Source organism: Blastopirellula sediminis, from assembly GCF_020966755.1.
GTDB classification, from domain to species: Bacteria; Planctomycetota; Planctomycetia; order Pirellulales; family Pirellulaceae; genus Blastopirellula; species Blastopirellula sediminis.
Map to the genome: position 1 here is coordinate 2267527 of NZ_JAJKFT010000010.1, position 18133 is coordinate 2285659.

16 protein-coding genes and 1 tRNA gene are annotated in these 18133 nt (G+C 59.8%); 11 read left to right on the forward strand and 6 right to left on the reverse strand.

Annotated features, from left to right (window positions below):
• Positions 1–101: 101 nt before the first annotated feature.
• The gene (locus LOC68_RS20835; RefSeq protein ID WP_230222320.1) at positions 102–1367 is read right to left on the reverse strand and encodes an alpha/beta hydrolase family protein; all 1266 of its coding nucleotides are present in this window, start codon (positions 1365–1367) and stop codon (positions 102–104) included.
• A 162-nt stretch (positions 1368–1529) separates the two neighbouring features.
• Between LOC68_RS20835 and LOC68_RS20840 the strand changes: the two genes are divergently transcribed.
• Entirely contained in the window at positions 1530–2537 is a 1008-nt protein-coding gene (locus LOC68_RS20840) for an acetylserotonin O-methyltransferase (RefSeq protein WP_230222322.1), read from the forward strand.
• A gap of 3 nt (positions 2538–2540) precedes the next feature.
• Here the strand turns inward: LOC68_RS20840 and LOC68_RS20845 are convergent, their stop codons facing one another.
• The 3 genes from LOC68_RS20845 to LOC68_RS20855 all read right to left on the reverse strand — a co-directional run bounded on the left by LOC68_RS20845 (position 2541) and on the right by LOC68_RS20855 (position 5214).
• Positions 2541–2996, reverse strand: coding sequence for a carboxypeptidase-like regulatory domain-containing protein (locus tag LOC68_RS20845; RefSeq protein WP_230222324.1), 456 nt, complete (start codon positions 2994–2996; stop codon positions 2541–2543).
• Positions 2997–3041: 45 nt separating this feature from the next.
• Positions 3042–4031, reverse strand: coding sequence for a DUF1559 domain-containing protein (locus LOC68_RS20850; protein ID WP_230222326.1), 990 nt, complete (start codon positions 4029–4031; stop codon positions 3042–3044).
• A 181-nt stretch (positions 4032–4212) separates the two neighbouring features.
• A complete protein-coding gene (locus tag LOC68_RS20855; RefSeq protein WP_230222328.1) occupies positions 4213–5214 on the reverse strand; it encodes a DUF1559 domain-containing protein in 1002 nt (333 codons plus the stop codon).
• A gap of 307 nt (positions 5215–5521) precedes the next feature.
• On the opposite strand from LOC68_RS20855, the gene metK reads away from it, so the two are divergent.
• From metK to ruvX, 6 genes are all read left to right on the forward strand, one after another.
• Positions 5522–6700 (forward strand): methionine adenosyltransferase, encoded by a 1179-nt coding sequence (metK, locus tag LOC68_RS20860; RefSeq protein ID WP_315858784.1) that lies wholly within the window; start codon positions 5522–5524, stop codon positions 6698–6700.
• Between the two features lie 100 nt (positions 6701–6800).
• Positions 6801–7703 (forward strand): hypothetical protein, encoded by a 903-nt coding sequence (locus tag LOC68_RS20865; protein WP_230222330.1) that lies wholly within the window; start codon positions 6801–6803, stop codon positions 7701–7703.
• Positions 7704–7800: 97 nt separating this feature from the next.
• Positions 7801–9444, forward strand: coding sequence for a hypothetical protein (locus tag LOC68_RS20870; RefSeq protein WP_230222332.1), 1644 nt, complete (start codon positions 7801–7803; stop codon positions 9442–9444).
• Positions 9445–9669: 225 nt separating this feature from the next.
• Positions 9670–11070: a UTP--glucose-1-phosphate uridylyltransferase gene (locus LOC68_RS20875; RefSeq protein WP_230222334.1), complete on the forward strand. Its 1401-nt coding sequence runs from the start codon at positions 9670–9672 to the stop codon at positions 11068–11070.
• A gap of 10 nt (positions 11071–11080) precedes the next feature.
• Positions 11081–12163, forward strand: a complete 1083-nt coding sequence (locus LOC68_RS20880) for a mannose-1-phosphate guanylyltransferase (protein ID WP_230222336.1) — start codon at positions 11081–11083, stop codon at positions 12161–12163.
• Positions 12160–12639: a Holliday junction resolvase RuvX gene (gene ruvX / locus LOC68_RS20885; protein ID WP_230222338.1), complete on the forward strand. Its 480-nt coding sequence runs from the start codon at positions 12160–12162 to the stop codon at positions 12637–12639. The genes LOC68_RS20880 and ruvX overlap by 4 nt, the downstream gene beginning before the upstream one ends.
• A 104-nt stretch (positions 12640–12743) precedes the next feature.
• Here the strand turns inward: ruvX and LOC68_RS20890 are convergent, their stop codons facing one another.
• The gene (locus LOC68_RS20890; protein ID WP_230222340.1) at positions 12744–14030 is read right to left on the reverse strand and encodes an MFS transporter; all 1287 of its coding nucleotides are present in this window, start codon (positions 14028–14030) and stop codon (positions 12744–12746) included.
• 146 nt (positions 14031–14176) lie between these two features.
• Here LOC68_RS20890 and LOC68_RS20895 point away from each other — a divergent pair, with 146 nt between their 5' ends.
• The 3 genes from LOC68_RS20895 to LOC68_RS20905 are packed head-to-tail and all read left to right on the forward strand — an operon-like array spanning position 14177 to position 17006.
• Positions 14177–15460: a phenylacetate--CoA ligase family protein gene (locus LOC68_RS20895; protein ID WP_230222342.1), complete on the forward strand. Its 1284-nt coding sequence runs from the start codon at positions 14177–14179 to the stop codon at positions 15458–15460.
• Entirely contained in the window at positions 15450–16682 is a 1233-nt protein-coding gene (locus LOC68_RS20900; RefSeq protein ID WP_230222343.1) for a cysteine desulfurase-like protein, read from the forward strand. The genes LOC68_RS20895 and LOC68_RS20900 overlap by 11 nt, the downstream gene beginning before the upstream one ends.
• A gap of 3 nt (positions 16683–16685) precedes the next feature.
• Positions 16686–17006: a DUF971 domain-containing protein gene (locus LOC68_RS20905; RefSeq protein ID WP_230222345.1), complete on the forward strand. Its 321-nt coding sequence runs from the start codon at positions 16686–16688 to the stop codon at positions 17004–17006.
• An 81-nt stretch (positions 17007–17087) separates the two neighbouring features.
• Here the strand turns inward: LOC68_RS20905 and LOC68_RS20910 are convergent, their stop codons facing one another.
• Positions 17088–17738 (reverse strand): hypothetical protein, encoded by a 651-nt coding sequence (locus tag LOC68_RS20910; protein ID WP_230222347.1) that lies wholly within the window; start codon positions 17736–17738, stop codon positions 17088–17090.
• Positions 17739–18039: 301 nt separating this feature from the next.
• Between LOC68_RS20910 and LOC68_RS20915 the strand changes: the two genes are divergently transcribed.
• Positions 18040–18123, forward strand: a tRNA-Leu gene (locus LOC68_RS20915).
• Positions 18124–18133 lie beyond the last annotated feature (10 nt).

The following is an 18133-nucleotide window of genomic DNA, read 5'->3' on the forward strand; positions in this document are numbered from 1 at the left end:
GCGGCGAATTGGAATAAGTCTACAAGGATATTCCAATTGGTTCCTCCTTGCTTGGGAAGTTAATGTCGAAATCGTCCGATTTTTCGCCAACTAGCGTAAGGTCATCGCTGGCTCGCCTTTTGACGAATCCACTGGACGCCCTTCGGAACGCCTTCATCGATCATCGATTCGTAGTGTTCCCCAGTTTCGACCGTTTCGAATGTCACATCGACGCCGGCCTGCGCAAGTTGCTTGGAGAAGGCTTGCGACTCGCTGATTTCTACATTGGAGTCGTCGCGGGCATGAAACAGAAAGACAGGACACTGAATCGTGGATACGTTGTTGTTGGGAGAGCTATCGTGCAGGAATTGCTTTAGTCCGGGATAGATGCGATTGACGCCGGGAACCCAGGTCAGCGCTGCGAGTCTTCCTTCGACATCGGAGCAAGGAGCGTAGGCGATTGCTCCGGCCAAACGTGGTTCGTGCGCGGCGAGCAGTAGCGACAACGTACCGGCCGAACTATGTCCGGCCGTGTAGATCTTGTTGGGATTCACCTGCGGGACGTTTTGCAGGACGTAGTCGATGGCGTTCTTCCCATTCATGACGCCGGCGCATGAGCCGCGGAACGCCTCGTAGCTGATGATCGCGTCGCTGCCGTTTCGCTGCATGTCGGCTGGATCTTCTTCATCTTCAGGGCCGTCGATCGAATAGAAAACGACGACCATGCCTGCTTCGGCGTACGGGAGCGTTTCGTCATGGTAGTCGTCGTCATCCATTTCGCAGCCATACAGCAGCGGCGTACCGGCCGGAGCGACGAGCACGCACGGCAGCGAGCCCGGCTGATGATCGCCAGGCGGCATGTAGATCCGCAGCTGCATCTTGCCGGCGGGACCAGAGCCATGACTTTGGACGAACGCAACGCGAACGTCGCTGCCGGGAATTCCGTGGGAAGAGGTAACCGCAGGAATCGGCTTGTAAGCGTAGGCGTTCAGTCGCTCGGCAAAGCCGGGACCCGACGGACCTGCGCCGGCCGATGGCAAGTAAGCGAGGATGCCGCAGCAAGCGATCACGATCATCGCGAAGATGCCGGCGATGCCGCCGACGACATACAGTAGCGTTTTCAAACCGCTGTTCATGCCTGACTTTTTCTTCGGCGGCGCAGCGGCGGCGGTGCGCGGTTTCGGCGGCAACGGGGCAAGGGACGATGCGGCCGCGAAGGGATCTTCTTTGATTCCGTATTCCAGCGGATCGTCTTCAAGCGGCGCTACGGCCGGCAGCGGTATCGACATCGTCGCGCCGCACGCTTTGCACTTCGCTTGTTTGCCGGCAAGTTGCTCGCCGACCGAATAATTCTTGCCGCAACTGGGGCAGTTGAATTGAATCGACATGAAAGACATTCGCGAGTGTGGATGGATGAGGATGCGCGTATGATAACCGATCGGGGGGGCGTCGTCACTTCCTTTCTCCCTGCTCGTCAGCGCCGCGTATTGCTCGCTAGAATGGTCGATCTTTCGTTTCGCGTTTGCATCCTAGTAGGGAGTTTGGATTCGATGTCGAGCGTATCTCCGTTAGATCAATTAATGCAGATGATTAGCGGCTACCAGGTTTCTCAGATCGTGATGACGGTCAGCGAAATGGGGATAGCCGACCTGTTGAAGAAGGGACCTGCTTCGGTGGAAGTATTGGCGCAGCAATGCGGCGCCAAGCCGGAGCGTCTCTATCGTCTGCTGCGAGCCGCCGCCTCGGTCGGCGTCTTTGCCGAAACCGATCCCGGCATCTTCACGATGACGCCGCTGGCTGAACCGCTGCAAAGCGACCACCCGCTGACGCTGCGTCCCTTTGCGATCATGATGCTGGACGAGCATTACGTGACTTGGGGGCGACTCGGCGCCTCGGTGAAGTCGGACGAGAATGCGTTTGAGGCCGCCTATGGTGAGCCGTTCTTCGACTTCCTCGGCAAGAATCCGAAGTCGGCCGCGATTTTCGATGCGGCGATGACCAGCATCCATGGTCGCGAAACCGAGGCGATTCTGGACGCCTACGATTTCTCGCAGTTCGGTACGATCGCCGACGTCGGCGGGGGCAACGGCTCGAAACTGATCGCGGTTCTGCAAAAGCATCCGCAACTGTGCGGCATGTTGTTTGATTTGCCGCATGTGGTCGAACGGGCCGCACCGAACTTTACCGAGGCCAAGGTCGACGACCGGATGACCCTGGTCGGCGGCGACTTCTTCGCGGAAGTTCCTTCCGGCGCCGACGCCTACATGATGCGGCACATCATCCACGACTGGGACGACGAAAAGAGCGCGCTGATTCTGAAGAACTGCCGCGCGGCGATGAAGCCGGGGCAAAAGCTGCTGCTGGTCGAATACGTCATCCCGGCCGGCAACGATCCGTTCTTTGGAAAGTTGCTCGACCTGACGATGATGCTGATCCCCGGCGGCAAAGAACGAACCGAATCCGAGTACCGCGACCTGTTGGCGAGTTGCGGGTTCCGGCTGGACGGCGTGATCAACACGTCGCAGGCGATCTCGGTATTGGAATCGTTCGCCGTTTAGCGGTTACTTCGACGTGATGTCGAGCTTCACCGGTTCCATCCCCGGCGCCACATCGACAATCAGGTCGGTGGTGAGCGGCGAAGAGTACTTGATCGGCGTGATGAAGGTCACGCCTTGTTCGATGTTCCCCATCGCGGCGTTTTCAGGCGTTTCGTTCTCGTCTTCCGAGGGCGCCGCTTCGGCTTGCTTCTTGGTGCTGATCTTGACGATCGTCACCTTGTAGCTGCCGGGAGGAAGGCCGTCATTGGCCGTGTAGGAGGCGATCGTAAACTGACCGCCGGCGTCGGATTTACCCGACGCCGGTCGGCCTCCTTCGACGGGGCTAAAACTGATTGCGGCGTCGGCCAGCGGCTCGCCGTCCAGCGTCACGCTTCCTTGCAGCGGTTGCAATTTGCTGTCGCCGCAGCCGCTGACCAAAGCCGTGATGAGGAGCAGACCGAAAATGCGTAAGGCGTGCATGAGGGTATTTCCAATCTAAGTGCGGTAGGACAAGGATCTCGCGATTTAGAGATCAATGACCAGGCCATCGTCTCGCTGGCCAAGACGCTGGTAGGCGGTGTGATTGATCGTTTCGGCGAGGAACGAGACCGAGCCATCTCCCTTCAGAAACTGGGCGCCGCCGGGGTGAAGCGAGCGGAAGCCGAATTCCAAGTTCCAATTGCACATCGCATAGCAGGTATCGCCGCCGGGAGCTTCGGCCTGCGTATGACAAGTGTCGGTGTTGATCGGGATCAACGTCGTGACCAGGCCGTTGCCGTTGTTGGAGTGGGCCCAGCCGTTGCTGTTGTGGACCGAACATTGCGGGCGAACTTCGCCGAAGAAGATCGTGTTCGAGAGCCCGTCGGTGGTATGCGAGAACTTGCCGACGTACTTGTTGCCGCGGCGGGTGAACGGACCGGCCGGATTGACTTCATTGTGCGAGGTATCGTTGCGGAAGCCGTTCATCGCGGCGCCCTGCGAACATGGGCAATTCGGGTTGCCGGTCGAACCGACGCCGCTGGGGCCAAAGTTCGCCGAGTAGTTGTGCGAGGCGATGATCGATCCCGGGACAAGTCCGCCGCTGGTATCGCTGGGGCAGACGTAGGCGTCGACGATGACGTGCCGGACCTTCTTGGAATTGGTCGGAGCGTCAATGAACTGTTCGTGGACGGCGGTGTTGGAGGAGAAGTCGATTTTGTCGTACAGCGCCGACTGTTCGATGAACGGCAGCATCGCGACGTGAATCGGACCACGTTCCGGATCGGGGGAAGGGGGCGTCGGAGTCGACCACGGAGTGTCGTGCTTCCAGAATCCGCCCGGCGGCAGCGACTGGAACGTGTCATGGTAGTTATGCAGCGCCAGCCCAATCTGTTTCAGGTTGTTGCTGCAATGCATTCGTCGCGCGGCTTCGCGAGCTTGTTGCACGGCCGGCAACAGCAGGGCGATTAAAACGCCGATGATCGCGATCACGACGAGCAATTCAACGAGCGTAAAGCCGAGATTTCTAGACTTCATGATGGGGCGGGCCTGACCGAGCACAGGAGTGTTGCGCCAATTCTGGCGGTGTTAATAGAGGAATAAAGAGGGGATTTATTCTATATTACTGGGAGGGTCGTGCAAGGAATGTTTTTATTTTTAATGTCGTTTTCTGTGCCAAATCCGCAGGAGGTGGGGTTCGCGGCGGTTTTAGGCGGGTTTAAAGATCGACGACCAGGCCATCATCCCGCTGGCCGAGGCGTTGATAGGTGGTGTGATTGATCGTTTCGGCGATGAACGAGACTGAGCCGTCCCCTTTCAGGAATTGAGCGCCGCCGGGATGGAGCGACTTGAAGCCGAGCTCCAGGTTCCAGTTGCACATCGCAAAGCAAGTGTCGCCGCCGGGGGCTTCGGCCTGAGTGTGGCAGGTGTCGGTATTGATCGGGACGAGCGTTCCGGCCAGACCGTTGCCATTGTTGGCGCCTGCCCAGCCGGCGTTGGCGTGGTTGGAGCAGTCGGTCCGGACTTCGCCAAAGTAGATCGTGTTCGAGAGGCCGTCGGTCGTTTGGGCGAAGTTGCCGACGTACTTATTGCCGCGCCGCGAGAAGGGACCGGCTGGATTGCGATCGTTATGCTTGGTGTCGTTCCGGAAACCGTTGAGCGCGGCGCCCTGAGCGCAGGGGCAATTTGGATTGCCGGTCGCATTGACGTAGGTCGGGCCGTAATTGGCGGAGTAGTTGTGGGCGCCGTTGTTGTTGGAGGTTAGTCCGCCGGCCGTGTCGCTGGGACAGACGTAGGGCTGCACAATGACTTGGCGAACGCGTTTGGTATTAGCGGGTTTATCGGCCCATTGGTCCTGGACGTTCCCGGTTCCACGGAAGTTGATTTTGTCGTAGAGAGCCCCTTGTTCAATGAACGGCAGGAGATGCACCAGGATGGAGCCCCGCTGCGGGTTCGGACTGGGCGCCGGATTAGTGACCGGATCGTAGACCCAGCCGACGTCGAGGGCCCAGAGACCGCCCGGCGGCAGCGAATTGAAGGTGTCGTGATAGTTGTGGATCGCCAGACCGATCTGCTTCATGTTGTTGCTGCAGTGCATCCGTCGAGCCGCTTCGCGGGCTTGTTGGACTGCCGGCAGCAGCAGGGCGATCAGAACGCCGATAATGGCGATAACGACGAGAAGCTCCACGAGCGTAAACGCCGTGCGATTGCGAGTATTCATCGGTTGTGGTCTTGATGGGAGCGAGGAGAAGAGGTCGGGAGGAGATGGAATGGAGCCGCGCGTTCCTTCCGACCGGGAAAGCGTATTAGTAAACGATATTGTGAGAAAATTCAATTGTTTTTTGTTGACATGTACGGGCGGTGATCGGAAAGACGCCGCAAATGGTCGAGAATCTCCCCGAGTACCCCGCTTCGGCCGTTGTTCAAAGTGCCCAATCGTCCCTATAATGCGAGCTTTGCTAAATCGTTCCCACTCTACTCGGGGGTCGGGAGCGCCTTCGCTTTTTATCGGTGTAGGAGTGGGATCTGTGGCTTCTGGAAAGTATTTGTTCACGAGCGAATCGGTCAGCATGGGGCATCCCGACAAGATGTCTGACCAGATTTCTGACGGTATCCTTGACGCTCTTCTGGCCCAGGATCCGATGAGCCGCGTCGCTTGCGAGACGCTGGTCAACACGGGTCTGGTCGTGATGGCGGGCGAGATCACCACCAAGGCGGTCATCGATTATCAAGCCATCGCTCGTGAAGTTGTTCGCGACATCGGTTACACCGACGACAAGATGGGCTTCAACGCCGACACTTGCGCCGTGATGGTGACCCTCGATAAGCAGAGCCCCGACATCGCCCAAGGCGTGAACGAAAACGCCGAAGCAGGCAAGCAGATCGGCGCCGGCGACCAAGGTTTGATGTTCGGTTACGCTTGTAACCACACGCCGGAACTGATGCCGCTGCCGATCGCGTTGTCGCACAAGATCCTGAACCGCTTGACCGATTCTCGCAAGCAAGGCGAAGTCAACTGGCTCCGACCTGACAGCAAGAGCCAGGTCACGGTGCAGTTTGACGGCGACAAGCCGGTTCGCATCGACACCGTCGTCGTCTCGACGCAGCATAGCGAATCGGTCACCAACGCCGAAATTCGCAGCTACATCATCAACGAGATCATCAAGCCGCTGCTGCCGGAAGAGCTGATCGACGGCGAAATCACCTATCACATCAACCCGACCGGCAAGTTCGTCGTCGGCGGTCCGATGGGGGACTGCGGTTTGACCGGCCGTAAGATCATCGTCGACACCTATGGCGGCTGGGGCCGTCATGGCGGCGGCGCCTTCAGCGGCAAGGATCCGACGAAGGTCGATCGCAGCGCCGCTTACATGGGCCGTCACGTCGCCAAGAACATCGTCGCCGCCGGCCTGGCCGATCAGTGCGAAGTTCAATTGGCCTACGCGATTGGCGTTACCGAACCGGTCAGCGTCCACGTCGAAACGTTCGGCACCAACAAGATCGATGACCATCGCATCGTCGAATTGATTCGCGAGCACTTCCCGCTCAGCCCGGGCGGCATCATCGACTACTTGGATCTGCGTCGCCCGATCTATCGCGCCACCGCCGCCGGCGGACACTTCGGCCGCGAAGAATTCCCGTGGGAAAACACCAAGATGGCCGCCACGCTCGCCGCCGAAGCTGGCGTCGCCGCGACCACTGGCTAGTTTGCCGCGGCAAACCGACTTGCAACCGTAAAACCTTCCTGCCAAACTACCGCGGCAGGAAGGTTTTTTTATGCGCCCCCCAGCGAACGGATTCGTAGTTATGACTAACCAGCCACCAGAGAACGACGCTCGGCTCTTGTTGCTGCCGACCGCCTGGATCGGCGCGATCGCCCTCTCTCTGGTCACTTTGCAAACCGTCTGGCTACGGCTCTCGGGTTGGACGCTGGTCGAAGTCTCGGGATTCGCGATCTTCTTCGCCGCGGTTACCCTCGCAGGCGCCTCGGCCGCGATTCGTGCGCTCTGGCTCTTCGGCGGCCGTTGTCGTTCGCTGCCGGTTGCCGAGTATGCGATTGCGATCGTGCCGCTGGTGTGCAGCGTCGTGCTGGCCGCGTCCTTGACCACGGCGCAGATGTCGGGCTTCGTCGTTTTTCTGTTGTGGTTTATCGTCGCGGCGGAAGAGGCGATCACGCTCCTCTTCTTTGTTCCGCAGATTCTGCCGGAAGGGACGCGACGACAATTGATCAGCGCTCGCGACGAACTGCGTCAGGCTCACGCCGCCGCTCCCACGACCGAGCGCCGTTTCGATGAACCAGGCTCCGCGCGTTCGCCGCTAAGCAGCACTCCGCCTCCGGCGATGGACGCCGAAGACAAGCTGTGGCGGTTTGACGACTCCGAAGTTCCGGCGCCTCACTTCGTCGCGGGGAACGTTTCGCAGCAGTTAACCCGCGCGCGCGAAGCGACCACCGAAGTCGTCTACGGTTATCTCCGCGCCGATTTCGCCGTCGGCGAGCGTCATCAAACGTTGCACGTCGCTTTCTGTCCGCCGCTAGCATCGGCGCCGGAAATGGAGATCTGCCAGGTCGAAGGTCCTGAGGTCTCGGTGAAGACGACGCTGGTCGAAGCGCATGGCGCCCGAGTCGAACTGCGTCGCAGCGGCGGTCTGGACGAAGCGGTCTCGGTGGTGCTGGAACTGCACGCCGCTGCGGAGAGTGGGGAGTTTTAAGCCTCGCTGCTGAGGATGTTTCGAGCGGTTCGTCGTGGTAGAATGTGGCCTCTTCTCCTCATTCAAATTTCACCTCTGCGAACCTCGGAAACTCGCCATGCGACGTCGTTGCGTCTCTTTGGTTGCTATCTTTTGCTTGTGTGCAGCGCAAGGTCTCTCGCTTTCGCCGGTTGGCGGTCAAGAGCCGCAAGAGAAGCAGTTGTCCAAAGAAGAGCTCAAGAAGAAACTCCGCAAAATCCAAGTTGGTAAAGATACGACCTTCATCGAGGGTCCGCTCGACGCCGAAGGGAACGTCGACTTTCTCGCCGCGATGAACGCGCGGCTCAGCGAAGGGGTGACGCCGGAGAATAACGCGGTGGTCGAGCTCTGGATGGCTGCGGGGCCTGACTTCTATTCGCTGGAAACCGTCGGCAGTCGGGAGTTCTTTGGCGAAATCGGGATTCGGCGGTTCCCCAGCTACGATCCGTTTTTGGTCGATTGGCAAGACTTCGCGTTGCCGCCGCCGGCGAAAGAGTTGACCGACGAAGAGTCGGACGCCGAAATGGCCTACGCCGAGGAGAACTCGCAATACTACGAACTGGAGAGGCGTCTGCTCGAAGCGTCCGCACGTCCCTGGACCGACGAAGAATTTCCGCAACTCGCGAAATGGCTCGAACGCAACGAGAAGCCGCTGAAGCATATTGAGAAAGCGGTCGAACGCGAGCGGTTTTACGAACCGATGAGTTGGAGTCTGACTTCGCTCGAGTATGAGTTGTACGAAGTCGCCGAGCCGACGGTCGAAGCGGCGCTGACCGCATCCAACCTATTGGCGGTACGCGCCATGCATCGACTGGGTTCCGGCGATCTGCAAGGCGCCGCGGAGGATGCGTATCGATTGCATCGCCTGGCGGCGCTCGTTTGCTTGTCGCCGACCTCCTACGCGTGGCAATGCGGCAGCGACATTCGCGCTACGGCCTGCGGCGCCAGCCGCGCGTTGGCCGACTGTCCCGAAGCTGCTTCCGCGCTGCTGCTCGCCCATCTGGCGAAGCTCGGCGACATGCCGAAAGACAAGTACCTGGTTGAACGCTATGACTTTTTCGAGCGTCTGATCTGCCTGGCGATCATGGAGCATACGATTCGCTCGGCGCTGAAGGATGCGGATAATGAAGTTCGTTCGAGCAATCGAGATCTCGCCAAGGCGCTCGACGCGGCGTTTGGCAATCACTTCATGGATTGGAGCGAGCCGCTCCGCATCGGTAATCGTTTCTTTGACCAGACGGCCGCCGCGCTGCGCAAGCCGACCGTCAAAGAGACGCACGAAGCGCTCGGCAAGGTTACCGACGACTACTACGAATTCGTCGGTGAGGACGAAGAGGAGCAGCCCAACTTGCTGCTCCGCATCTTCCAGCAAAAGTCGATCGGCAAGGCGCTCGGTCGCGATGTGGCGAAGACGCTGCTCGACGGCTACTTCTATCCGGCGGACGAATACTACGACTTTTATCAGCAGGATCGTAAGCTGCTGGATATGACCAAGATCGCCTTGGCGATCGCCGCGTACCAACGTGATAACGGAACCTATCCGCTATCGATCGCGACTCTCACGCCGCGTTATCTTCCGCTGATTCCGATCGACGCCGACAACGGGCGCCCCTATCAGATTCGCCTCAGCGTCGTTTCGTTGGGGATCGACGGTCAGGATGACGATGTGAGCCAAGGTTATGACGACATGGACGTCCGGCTCCGCGAATTGCCGGCGAAGTAAGCGAAGTTTTCCTCGCCGCTTCATCGTTAGTTCTTCAACGCGCGGTTGTTTGATTCCGCAATCCGCGAATAATGGTTGTTTTGTGGGGGATGTTTTGGCAGATCGCCACGAACGGCTAGATCGACGCCTCGTTTCCTCTCTTGGATCGGGCCGCATACGCGCTGGTGCAAGGATCGCTTGGCAATCAGGGTTCGCTGACGAATTACAGGAATAAGGGCTGACGAAATGTCGATTGATCCGCAACTTTCTGCCAGACTGACCGACGCCGGCGAAACGGAATTACTCGCTTATCTGCAAGCGGCCGAGCCTGGGGTCGCCGCCCATTTGGCGAAGCAACTGGAGGCGGTCAACCTGGCGGAGATCGCCGCGACGCTCAGTAAAAAAGGAGCCGCCGCGGATGGCCCGCTGCAGATGACCTCTCCGCCGGCGATTCGCTTGGATGATGCGGCGCCGCGGATCGGCGAAGCGGAAGCGATTGCCGCCGGCGAAGCGTTGCTCTCGGGCGGCAAAGTCGCTGCGCTGCTGGTCGCCGGAGGGCAGGGGACCCGGCTCGGTTTCGATCATCCTAAAGGGATGTTCCCGATTGGCCCGGTCACCGATCGGACGCTGTTTCAGATCTTCGTCGAAAAGCTGATCGCCCGCGGTTCGCGGTACGGGGCGCCAATTCCGCTCTTTCTGATGACCAGCCCCGCGACGCATGACGAGACGGTCGACTTTTTCGCCGCCAACGACAACTTCGGTCTTCCCCAAGAGCAACTGCACATCTTCTGCCAGGGGACGATGCCGGCGGTCGACGCCGCGACCGGCAAGTTGCTGTTGGCCGATCCGGGCCATTTGGCCCTCAGCCCGGATGGTCACGGTGGGACGCTGGCGGCGCTGGTTCGCAACGGCTGTCTGGCCGAGATGAACAAACGCGGCTTGGAGGTGATCTACTACTTCCAGGTCGATAACCCGCTGGCTGACGTCTGCGAACCGCTCTTTTTGGGCTACCACCGTTTGAGCGGCAGCGAAATGTCGACCCAGGTCGTCGCCAAGCAGCGTCCCGAAGAAAAAGTGGGCGTGCTGGTCGAGGTCGACGGCAAGCTCCGCCTGGTTGAGTACAGCGAGCTGTCCGAGGAGCTTGCGGCCGAGCGCGACGCAAGCGGTTCGCTGAAGTATTGGGCCGGTAACATCGCCATTCACGGGATCAATGTCGAATTTCTGAACCGCATGGCGGACGACGCCGAGAGCTTGCCGTGGCACCTGGCGAGCAAGAAAGTCCCTTACTGCACTTTTGCCGGAGAGCAGGTCGAGCCGGAGTCTCCCAACGGCATCAAGTTCGAGCGGTTCATCTTCGACTTGCTGCCGCACGCCAAAAATGCGATCGTCGTCGAAATCTCGCCGGCGACGACCTTCGCCCCGGTCAAGAACGCGGATGGCGCCCCCAGCGACACGCCGAGCGCCGCTCGCGCCGCATTGACCGCCATTTATGCGAATTGGTTGACCGCCGCAGGGGTCACAGTCGAGCCCGGCGTGCCGATCGAGATCAGTCCGCTATATGCGCTCGATGCGGAAGAGCTAAAATCAAAGGCCGAAGGGTTGGCCCCGATCGTCGAGCCGACGGTCTTGGGGGACTTGTCAGAATAGGATTGCATCGATGTTACACGCGGTGATCATGGCCGGCGGAGCCGGAACTCGTTTTTGGCCTGCCAGTCGCGCCGACCGACCGAAACAGCTGTTGGATTTGACCGGCGACGGCACCATGATCCAGGCGACCGCCGCGCGGCTGGGAGATCTGGTCGACAACGACCGCATTCTGGTGGTGACAAACGAGCGCCTGGTCGAGCCGATCCAAGTGCAGTTTCCGGCATTGCCGGCCGCCGCAATCGTGGGTGAGCCGTGCAAACGCGACACCGCGCCATGCATCGGTTTGGCGGCGATGCTCGTTTCGCGCGACGATCCTGAAGCGATCATGGTGGTGATGCCGTCCGACCATGTGATCTCGCCTGAGTCGGCGTTTCAGTCGGCGGTTCGGTATGGCGCAGGTTTGGTCGCCGCCGCGGAAGATCGAATCGTCACCTTCGGCATTCAGCCGAAGTATGCGGCCGAGACCTTCGGCTATATCGAACGAGGCGAATCGATCAGCGACCACGCAGCGGCGCCGCCGACCTACCAGGTTGCGCGGTTCCGCGAAAAGCCGAAAGGGGACGTCGCCCGAGAGTACTTCGAGTCGGGACGTTTCTATTGGAACAGCGGCATCTTCATTTGGAAGGCGAAGACGATCCTTGATGCGCTTCGCCGCTATGAGCCGGCGATGTACGCTCACCTGGAAGCGATCAACGCCGCGTGGGGAACTCCGACGCAAGCCAAAACGTTGGCGACCGAATTCGCTGCGATTCAGGGGAAGTCGATCGACTACGCGGTGATGGAGCATCATAAAGACGTCGTCGTGATCGAAGCGCCGTTCTTGTGGGATGACGTCGGCAACTGGCAAAGCCTGGAGCGATTGAACGAATCGGACGCCAACGGCAACACGGTGCTGGCCAACCATTTGGGAATCGACACCCAAGATTGCATCATCAAAGCGGACGACGATCACTTAATTGTGACGCTCGGCATGAGCGGCGTGATCGTCGTGCATACGCGCGATGCGACGCTGGTCGCGGATAAACAGCGAGAAGAAGACATTCGCGAAGTGGTCAAGAAGCTGCAAGCGAACGGCTGGGACGCTCATCTATGAGCGCAGGCGGTCCCCCTGAACTTCCGGAAGTCGGCCGTATCGCCGGGATCGATTTCGGCACGGTGCGCATCGGCATCGCGATTACCGATCCCCAGCGGATCTTGGCGAGCCCGCTGGAAAACTACAATCGCCGTTCGCCGAAGCTCGATCGGCAATACTTTGAACAACTGGCCCGCGAAGAGCGGATCGTGCTATTCGTCGTCGGCGTGCCGGTCCACATGAGCGGCGCCGAAAGCGGCAAGTCAGGCGAAGCTCGCAAGTTCGGCAAGTGGCTCGGCGAGCTAACCGGTATCCCGGTCATCTACTACGACGAACGCTTCACGACCAGCATCGCGAAAGACATGCTGGCCGGCCTCGGAATCACCAAGCAAAAGAAGAAGGCGATGATCGACAAACTGGCGGCGCAGATCTTGCTGACCGCCTATCTGGAAAACCCCGCTCGCGCCGACGCAGGACTGGAAGCGCTCGACGACTAGGTTGCGTAAAAGGGGTCAGGTCTCTTTTTCGCAAGTCAGCTCTGGCGATCTGATCCAAGTCTAATGGCGAAAAAGAGACCTGACCCCTTTTACGCCGTCCAGCGTTACGCCACTTCGGTTTCCGCTTCCGCGACGTAGTCCTTGCCGCTGCGGGCGGCGAGGATCACCAACAGCACGCCGACGCCCATCAGTCCGGCGGCGACATAAGCGGGCAGCGTCAGCGAGATCTTTAAAAGCGGAATCCCCAAGCCCGATCCGACGATGCGGGCCATCGAGTTGACGCTTTGCGCCATGCCCAGGATGCCCCCTTGTTTCTCTGGATCGGTTCGCCGCGACAGCAGCGAGTTGAGCGACGGCGTGACGAAGGCGAAGCCGCTCACGACGATCGCCAGCGCTCCAAAGAGCAAGCCGGTCGAGCCAGAGTGGGCGGCGCCCGCGATCATCAGAAATCCGACGATCTGGGCGATGCCGCCGCCGGCCGCCAGTGAGCCTTCCGAAATACGTCCTGCCAATCGGCGTACGATACCTCCTTGCACGATGGCGAGCGTGAAACCAATAAACGCGAACGTCAAACAGACCTGTCCAAACGAAAAATGGAACTTGCTGTTTTCTAAGTGGCTTCCCGAAATCATCAGCCCGAGCGTCGTTTCAAAATTGGCGAACGAAAAGACGCAGACGAAGAAGGCGATCAAGAGCCCGCCGATCGATTTGGTCTTCAGCGCCGAACCAAGCGAAGCGAGGGAAAACCCGCGATGCGTATGTTCTCGATTGGCGGCCGACTCTTTCGGCAGCGACTCCGGCAGTTTGAACCAGGCGAGCGCCAAAGCTCCGGCCGACAAAATCGCAGCGACGTAACCAGGCCAACCACCGGGATCGCCTTCGCCGGTCGGAACGGCCAAAAAGCCGACGAGCGGACCAAAGGTAAAGCCAAGACCAAACGCCATCCCGATCAGCGCCATCCCTTTCGGGCGATTCTCGAGACTGGTCGTATCGGCGATGTAGGCCTGAGCGGTCGAAATCGTCGCCCCGGCGATGCCGGCGCCGATGCGGGCGACGAACAACAGCCAGACGCATTCGATTTCTGTGGCAATGCCGAAGATCGCGTAAAAGATCACGCTTCCCAATAGCCCGATCATGATCACCGGGCGACGTCCAATTCGATCGGACAAGCGACCCCAGAAAGGCGCAAAGAGAAATTGCATCGCCGAGAAGCTGGCCATCAACAGGCCGAGCGTGATTCCATGTTCGTCGACGCCGAACTGGTCCGCATAAATTGGCAACAGCGGCAGGACGATCCCGAACCCCAGCAAGTCGATGAAGACCGTCAGAAAGACGACCGCCAACGAGCCGCGGCTGGCGTTTTCGATTTTCTCGGCAGGTGCAGAACTCATGCGTCGCGTTGGTTTCGAGGGTGATGGCGGGCGCCGGGAGGAAAAGGGCTTATTGTAGCCTAGTTCCCCTTTTCTGGTCAGCGGCAGTCGGCGAGGAGGAAAAGGGTCGACTTTCCGCGAGTCGCCGCACTTCCTATGATGCAGGCATGACTACCTATACCTCTGCCCAGCGAGACGAACTTCGCCGTCTCAATGCGTCGCAACTCGCCGCTCACCAGTTAGCGAAATTTAACGCGCTGGTCGAAGAAATCCTGCCTCACAACGCGTTTTACGCCGAGAAGCTGGGATCGCTTCACCGTCCGCTGACGTCGCTCGACGAGATCGCCGGCTTGCCGTTCACGTTCAAAGACGAGCTGGTGGGCAAGGTCGAAAGCGGCGATCTGGCCGCCAACCGGACCTATCCGCTGGAGCATTACGTCCGCTTTCACCGTACCAGCGGCACGCGAGGGCGTCCGATGGTGGTGCTCGACACGGCGACCGACTGGAAGTGGTGGCTCGACGGCTGGCAATTCGTGCTCGACGCGGCCGAACTTGGTCCCGAGGATCGCTGCTTCTTGGCCTTCAGCTTCGGGCCGTTCGTGGGGTTCTGGAGCGCCTTTGACGCGGTAGCGGCTCGCGGCTGTTTGGCGATTCCGAGCGGCGGCCTCAGTACGTCGGCTCGCTTGGAACTGATTCGGCAGAACCGCGCGACGGCGCTCTTTTGTACGCCAACGTACGCTCTGCATCTGGCCGAAGTCGCTCATCAGCAAAAGCTGGATATCGCCGACACAAATGTCCATCGAATTATTTTGGCCGGCGAGCCTGGCGGTTCGATCCCCAGCGTCCGGCAAAAGATTGAGTCGGCCTGGAACGCCAAGGTGATTGATCATACCGGCGCCACGGAGATCGGCCCGTGGGGCTTTTCGGACGACAAGCAGCGCGGCGTCTACGTCAACGAAGCCTTCTTCCTGCCGGAGTTCATCTCGGTCGAAACGGGACGTGCGGCTGGGGAACAAGAACTGTCGGAGCTGGTCATCACTACGCTTGGTCGTTTCGGCGCCCCGGTGATTCGTTACCGGACCGGCGATCTGGTTCGGCCCAGTTGGAATCATAACGGGCCGTGCAACTTCGTGTTGCTTGAAGGAGGCGTGCTGGGACGCGCGGACGACATGCTGATCATCCGCGGCGTGAACGTCTTCCCGTCGTCGGTCGAACAGATCGTGCGCGGCTTCCCCGAAGTGGTCGAGTTCCGGATGACCGCCTTCAAGCAAGGACAGATGGATCAACTGTCGGTCGAGATCGAAGATCGTCTCAATCGGCCCGAACGCGTTGCGAAAGAGTTGCAAATCCGTCTCGGTCTGCGGATCGAGGTTACTTCAGTCGAGATCGGCTCGCTTCCTCGGTTCGAGGGGAAGGGGCGCCGCTTTGTGGATCAACGAAATGCCTCCTGAATTCGTCGCGCGCTGCCGCGAGCAATTTCCGGCTCTCCGTCGCCTGATGCATGGCCGCGAAATTGTCTACTTTGATGGTCCCGCCGGGACCCAGGTTCCGCAAAGCGTCGCCGATGCGGTCAGCGATTACTTACTGCGACACAACGCGAACACGCATGGCGCCTTCGCGACCAGTCGCGAGACCGACGCGCTGATGGATGATGCGCATGCCGCCGTCGCCGATCTGCTGGGCGCCAACTATTCGGACTTGATCGCCTTTGGCGCCAACATGACCAGTTTGACGTTCGCCCTGTCGCGGGCTTTGGCTCGTACGTGGGAGCCCGGCGATGAAGTGATCGTCTCTCACTTGGATCATGACGCCAACTTCAGTCCGTGGGTCCTTGCGGCGCAAGACGCTGGGGCGATCGTCAAAGAGATCGGCGTCAACGTCGAGGACTGCACGCTCGACATGGACGACTTCCGGAGCAAGCTGTCGAGCAAGACGAAGCTGGTCGCCGTCGGCTGTGCGTCGAACGCCGTCGGCTCGATCAATCCGGTGGCCGAGATCACGCGACTGGCGCATGAGGTCGGGGCGCTCGTCTTTTTGGACGCGGTGCACTACTCGCCCCACGCGCCGATCGACGTCTCCGATTGGGGCTGCGATTTCCTCGCTTGTTCGGCCTACAAGTTCTTTGGTCCGCACGTCGGCATTTTGTACGGCAAGCGGATGCTGATGGAGACGCTGCGGCCGTACAAGTTACGCCCGGCGCCGGAGAATCTGCCTGGTCGCTGGATGACCGGCACGCAAAACTTTGAAGGGATCGCCGGCGTCGTCGCTGCGATTGAGTACATCTCGCAAATCGCCGGCGGCAGCGGAACCCGCCGCGATCAACTGCAAGCGAGCTACGCCAAGATCGTCGCGTACGAGCAAACGCTGAGCGCGCAGATGCTCAACGGTTTGGCGGCGATTCCCGAAGTGAAGGTATACGGCATCACCGATACGAAGCGGCTCGGCGAGCGTCTGCCGACATTTTCGATTCGGCATCAGGCGCTGCCGCCGAAGCGACTGGCGCAATATCTCGGCGAGCAGGGAGTCTTCGCGTGGCATGGCAACTACTACGCGTTGCCGCTGACCGAAGTGCTTGGGCTGGAGCCGGAAGGCGCCGTGCGACTCGGCATGGTTCATTACAACACGCCGGACGAAGTCACGCGGGTGTTGGATCTGTTGCGGGAGCTGAAGTAGACGATGTCCGCATTTCCGCAGCAGTTAAAGCTTTTAGACGACGGGCGACTGTGGATCGAGTGGTCCGATGGCGCCCAGCTGGTCTATCCGGTGCGGATGCTTCGCGATCAGAGTCCTGATGCGCTGACGATGGAGAAGGCCCGTTTGGAAGCGGAGAAACCAGCGAATGTGCTGCCGATCCTGCGTCCCGAAGAACTGGCGCCGCTGCGCATCACCGGCATGAACCCAATCGGGCGTTACGCCTATCAGATCAAGTTCAGCGACGGACATGATTCAGGGATCTACACGTACGAGTATCTGTACGCGCTCGGCACGCCGGCTTGATTAGAACATCATCAGGCCTGGTGCCATGCTCTTGCGGCGTCTTCGCCGGATGAGCATGTCTTTGTCCTGTTCGAGCAACCGCTAAAACATCATCAGCTCGCGCCATTCCAGCGCCGCCAGATCGGGCCGTCGCAGCAGCTGCAAGAATACCACCACGGTGATCGACACGGCGATCGTCAACAGAATGCCGCCGTACGGGTTGGGGGTCGTCGTCTCGCGACGTAGTGCGCCTCCTAGAGCCAACTCCAGTCGTCGCCATGACAGAAAGTCTTGGCGGCTGCCGACCGAGTTGATCTGCACGTTTCGCATCGCCGTCGATTCTTCCAGCACCAGGTGAATGCCGAGCGTCGGGAAGAGAATCGCATCGCCGGACCAGCGAGCTTCTGGATCGAGTTCGTTCGCCACGCGACGGAGGACCGGTTTCAGCTGATCGATCGTCGAGTTGAAGACGACCAACCGCGGCTTTTCCATCAGCACCCAAAAGGTGACCGCCAGGAAGTAGAGCGATAGCATCAGTAGCCAGATATAAGGCCCGAACAGGGCCGCGGCGTTATCGGGCAGGAAGAGCTTCATCGGCCCGGCGATCATCAGGCCGACCACCGCCACGCCGAGCGCATACGAATCGCGACCGCCGGTCGTGAGAAACGGACGCCGCGACAAGTTGATCGCCCCCAGCAAAAACATGTAGGCGGCCAGCGGGCACAACGCGATGCATAGGTGAAGTGGATTCATTCCGCACTTTTCAGCCGAGACGTCAGCGGCAACCAAACCTGGCGACCGCCGAGGGGGAAAACTTCGATTCTAAGGTCGATCGGCTCCTTTGGCCACGACTTGGCCCGCGTGACCTGGCCGATTATGCCGAAGGTATCGCCCCTTTTTTCCGGCCGAAACCTCTTTTTGGGTCGGTAGTTGCGTCCCAAGCCCTTCCCACTTAAAATGCGAAATTCCCAGGTAGGACGGAGCTTGCTCCTATAACCTACCAAAGAGCAGACCGCGAACCGCCCCCGGGCGAACGTGGTCCTGAATTTGCCTTGCCGGAGTGGCGGAATTGGCAGACGCGCTGGATTCAAAATCCAGTTCTCGCAAGGGAGTGTGGGTTCGATTCCCACCTCCGGCACTAAAAACGC

Bases quoted from the DNA above. Each gene is read 5' to 3' on its own strand.
- LOC68_RS20900 (WP_230222343.1), top strand. From the start codon at position 15,450: ATGCCTCCTGAATTCGTCGCGCGCTGCCGCGAGCAATTTCCGGCTCTC.
- LOC68_RS20865 (WP_230222330.1), top strand. From the start codon at position 6,801: ATGACTAACCAGCCACCAGAGAACGACGCTCGGCTCTTGTTGCTGCCG.
- LOC68_RS20890 (WP_230222340.1), bottom strand. From the start codon at position 14,030: ATGAGTTCTGCACCTGCCGAGAAAATCGAAAACGCCAGCCGCGGCTCG.
- LOC68_RS20880 (WP_230222336.1), top strand. From the start codon at position 11,081: ATGTTACACGCGGTGATCATGGCCGGCGGAGCCGGAACTCGTTTTTGG.
- LOC68_RS20875 (WP_230222334.1), top strand. From the start codon at position 9,670: ATGTCGATTGATCCGCAACTTTCTGCCAGACTGACCGACGCCGGCGAA.
- LOC68_RS20845 (WP_230222324.1), bottom strand. From the start codon at position 2,996: ATGCACGCCTTACGCATTTTCGGTCTGCTCCTCATCACGGCTTTGGTC.
- LOC68_RS20910 (WP_230222347.1), bottom strand. From the start codon at position 17,738: ATGAATCCACTTCACCTATGCATCGCGTTGTGCCCGCTGGCCGCCTAC.
- LOC68_RS20855 (WP_230222328.1), bottom strand. From the start codon at position 5,214: ATGAATACTCGCAATCGCACGGCGTTTACGCTCGTGGAGCTTCTCGTC.
- ruvX (WP_230222338.1), top strand. From the start codon at position 12,160: ATGAGCGCAGGCGGTCCCCCTGAACTTCCGGAAGTCGGCCGTATCGCC.
- LOC68_RS20895 (WP_230222342.1), top strand. From the start codon at position 14,177: ATGACTACCTATACCTCTGCCCAGCGAGACGAACTTCGCCGTCTCAAT.
- LOC68_RS20850 (WP_230222326.1), bottom strand. From the start codon at position 4,031: ATGAAGTCTAGAAATCTCGGCTTTACGCTCGTTGAATTGCTCGTCGTG.
- LOC68_RS20835 (WP_230222320.1), bottom strand. From the start codon at position 1,367: ATGTCGATTCAATTCAACTGCCCCAGTTGCGGCAAGAATTATTCGGTC.
- LOC68_RS20905 (WP_230222345.1), top strand. From the start codon at position 16,686: ATGTCCGCATTTCCGCAGCAGTTAAAGCTTTTAGACGACGGGCGACTG.
- LOC68_RS20870 (WP_230222332.1), top strand. From the start codon at position 7,801: ATGCGACGTCGTTGCGTCTCTTTGGTTGCTATCTTTTGCTTGTGTGCA.
- LOC68_RS20840 (WP_230222322.1), top strand. From the start codon at position 1,530: ATGTCGAGCGTATCTCCGTTAGATCAATTAATGCAGATGATTAGCGGC.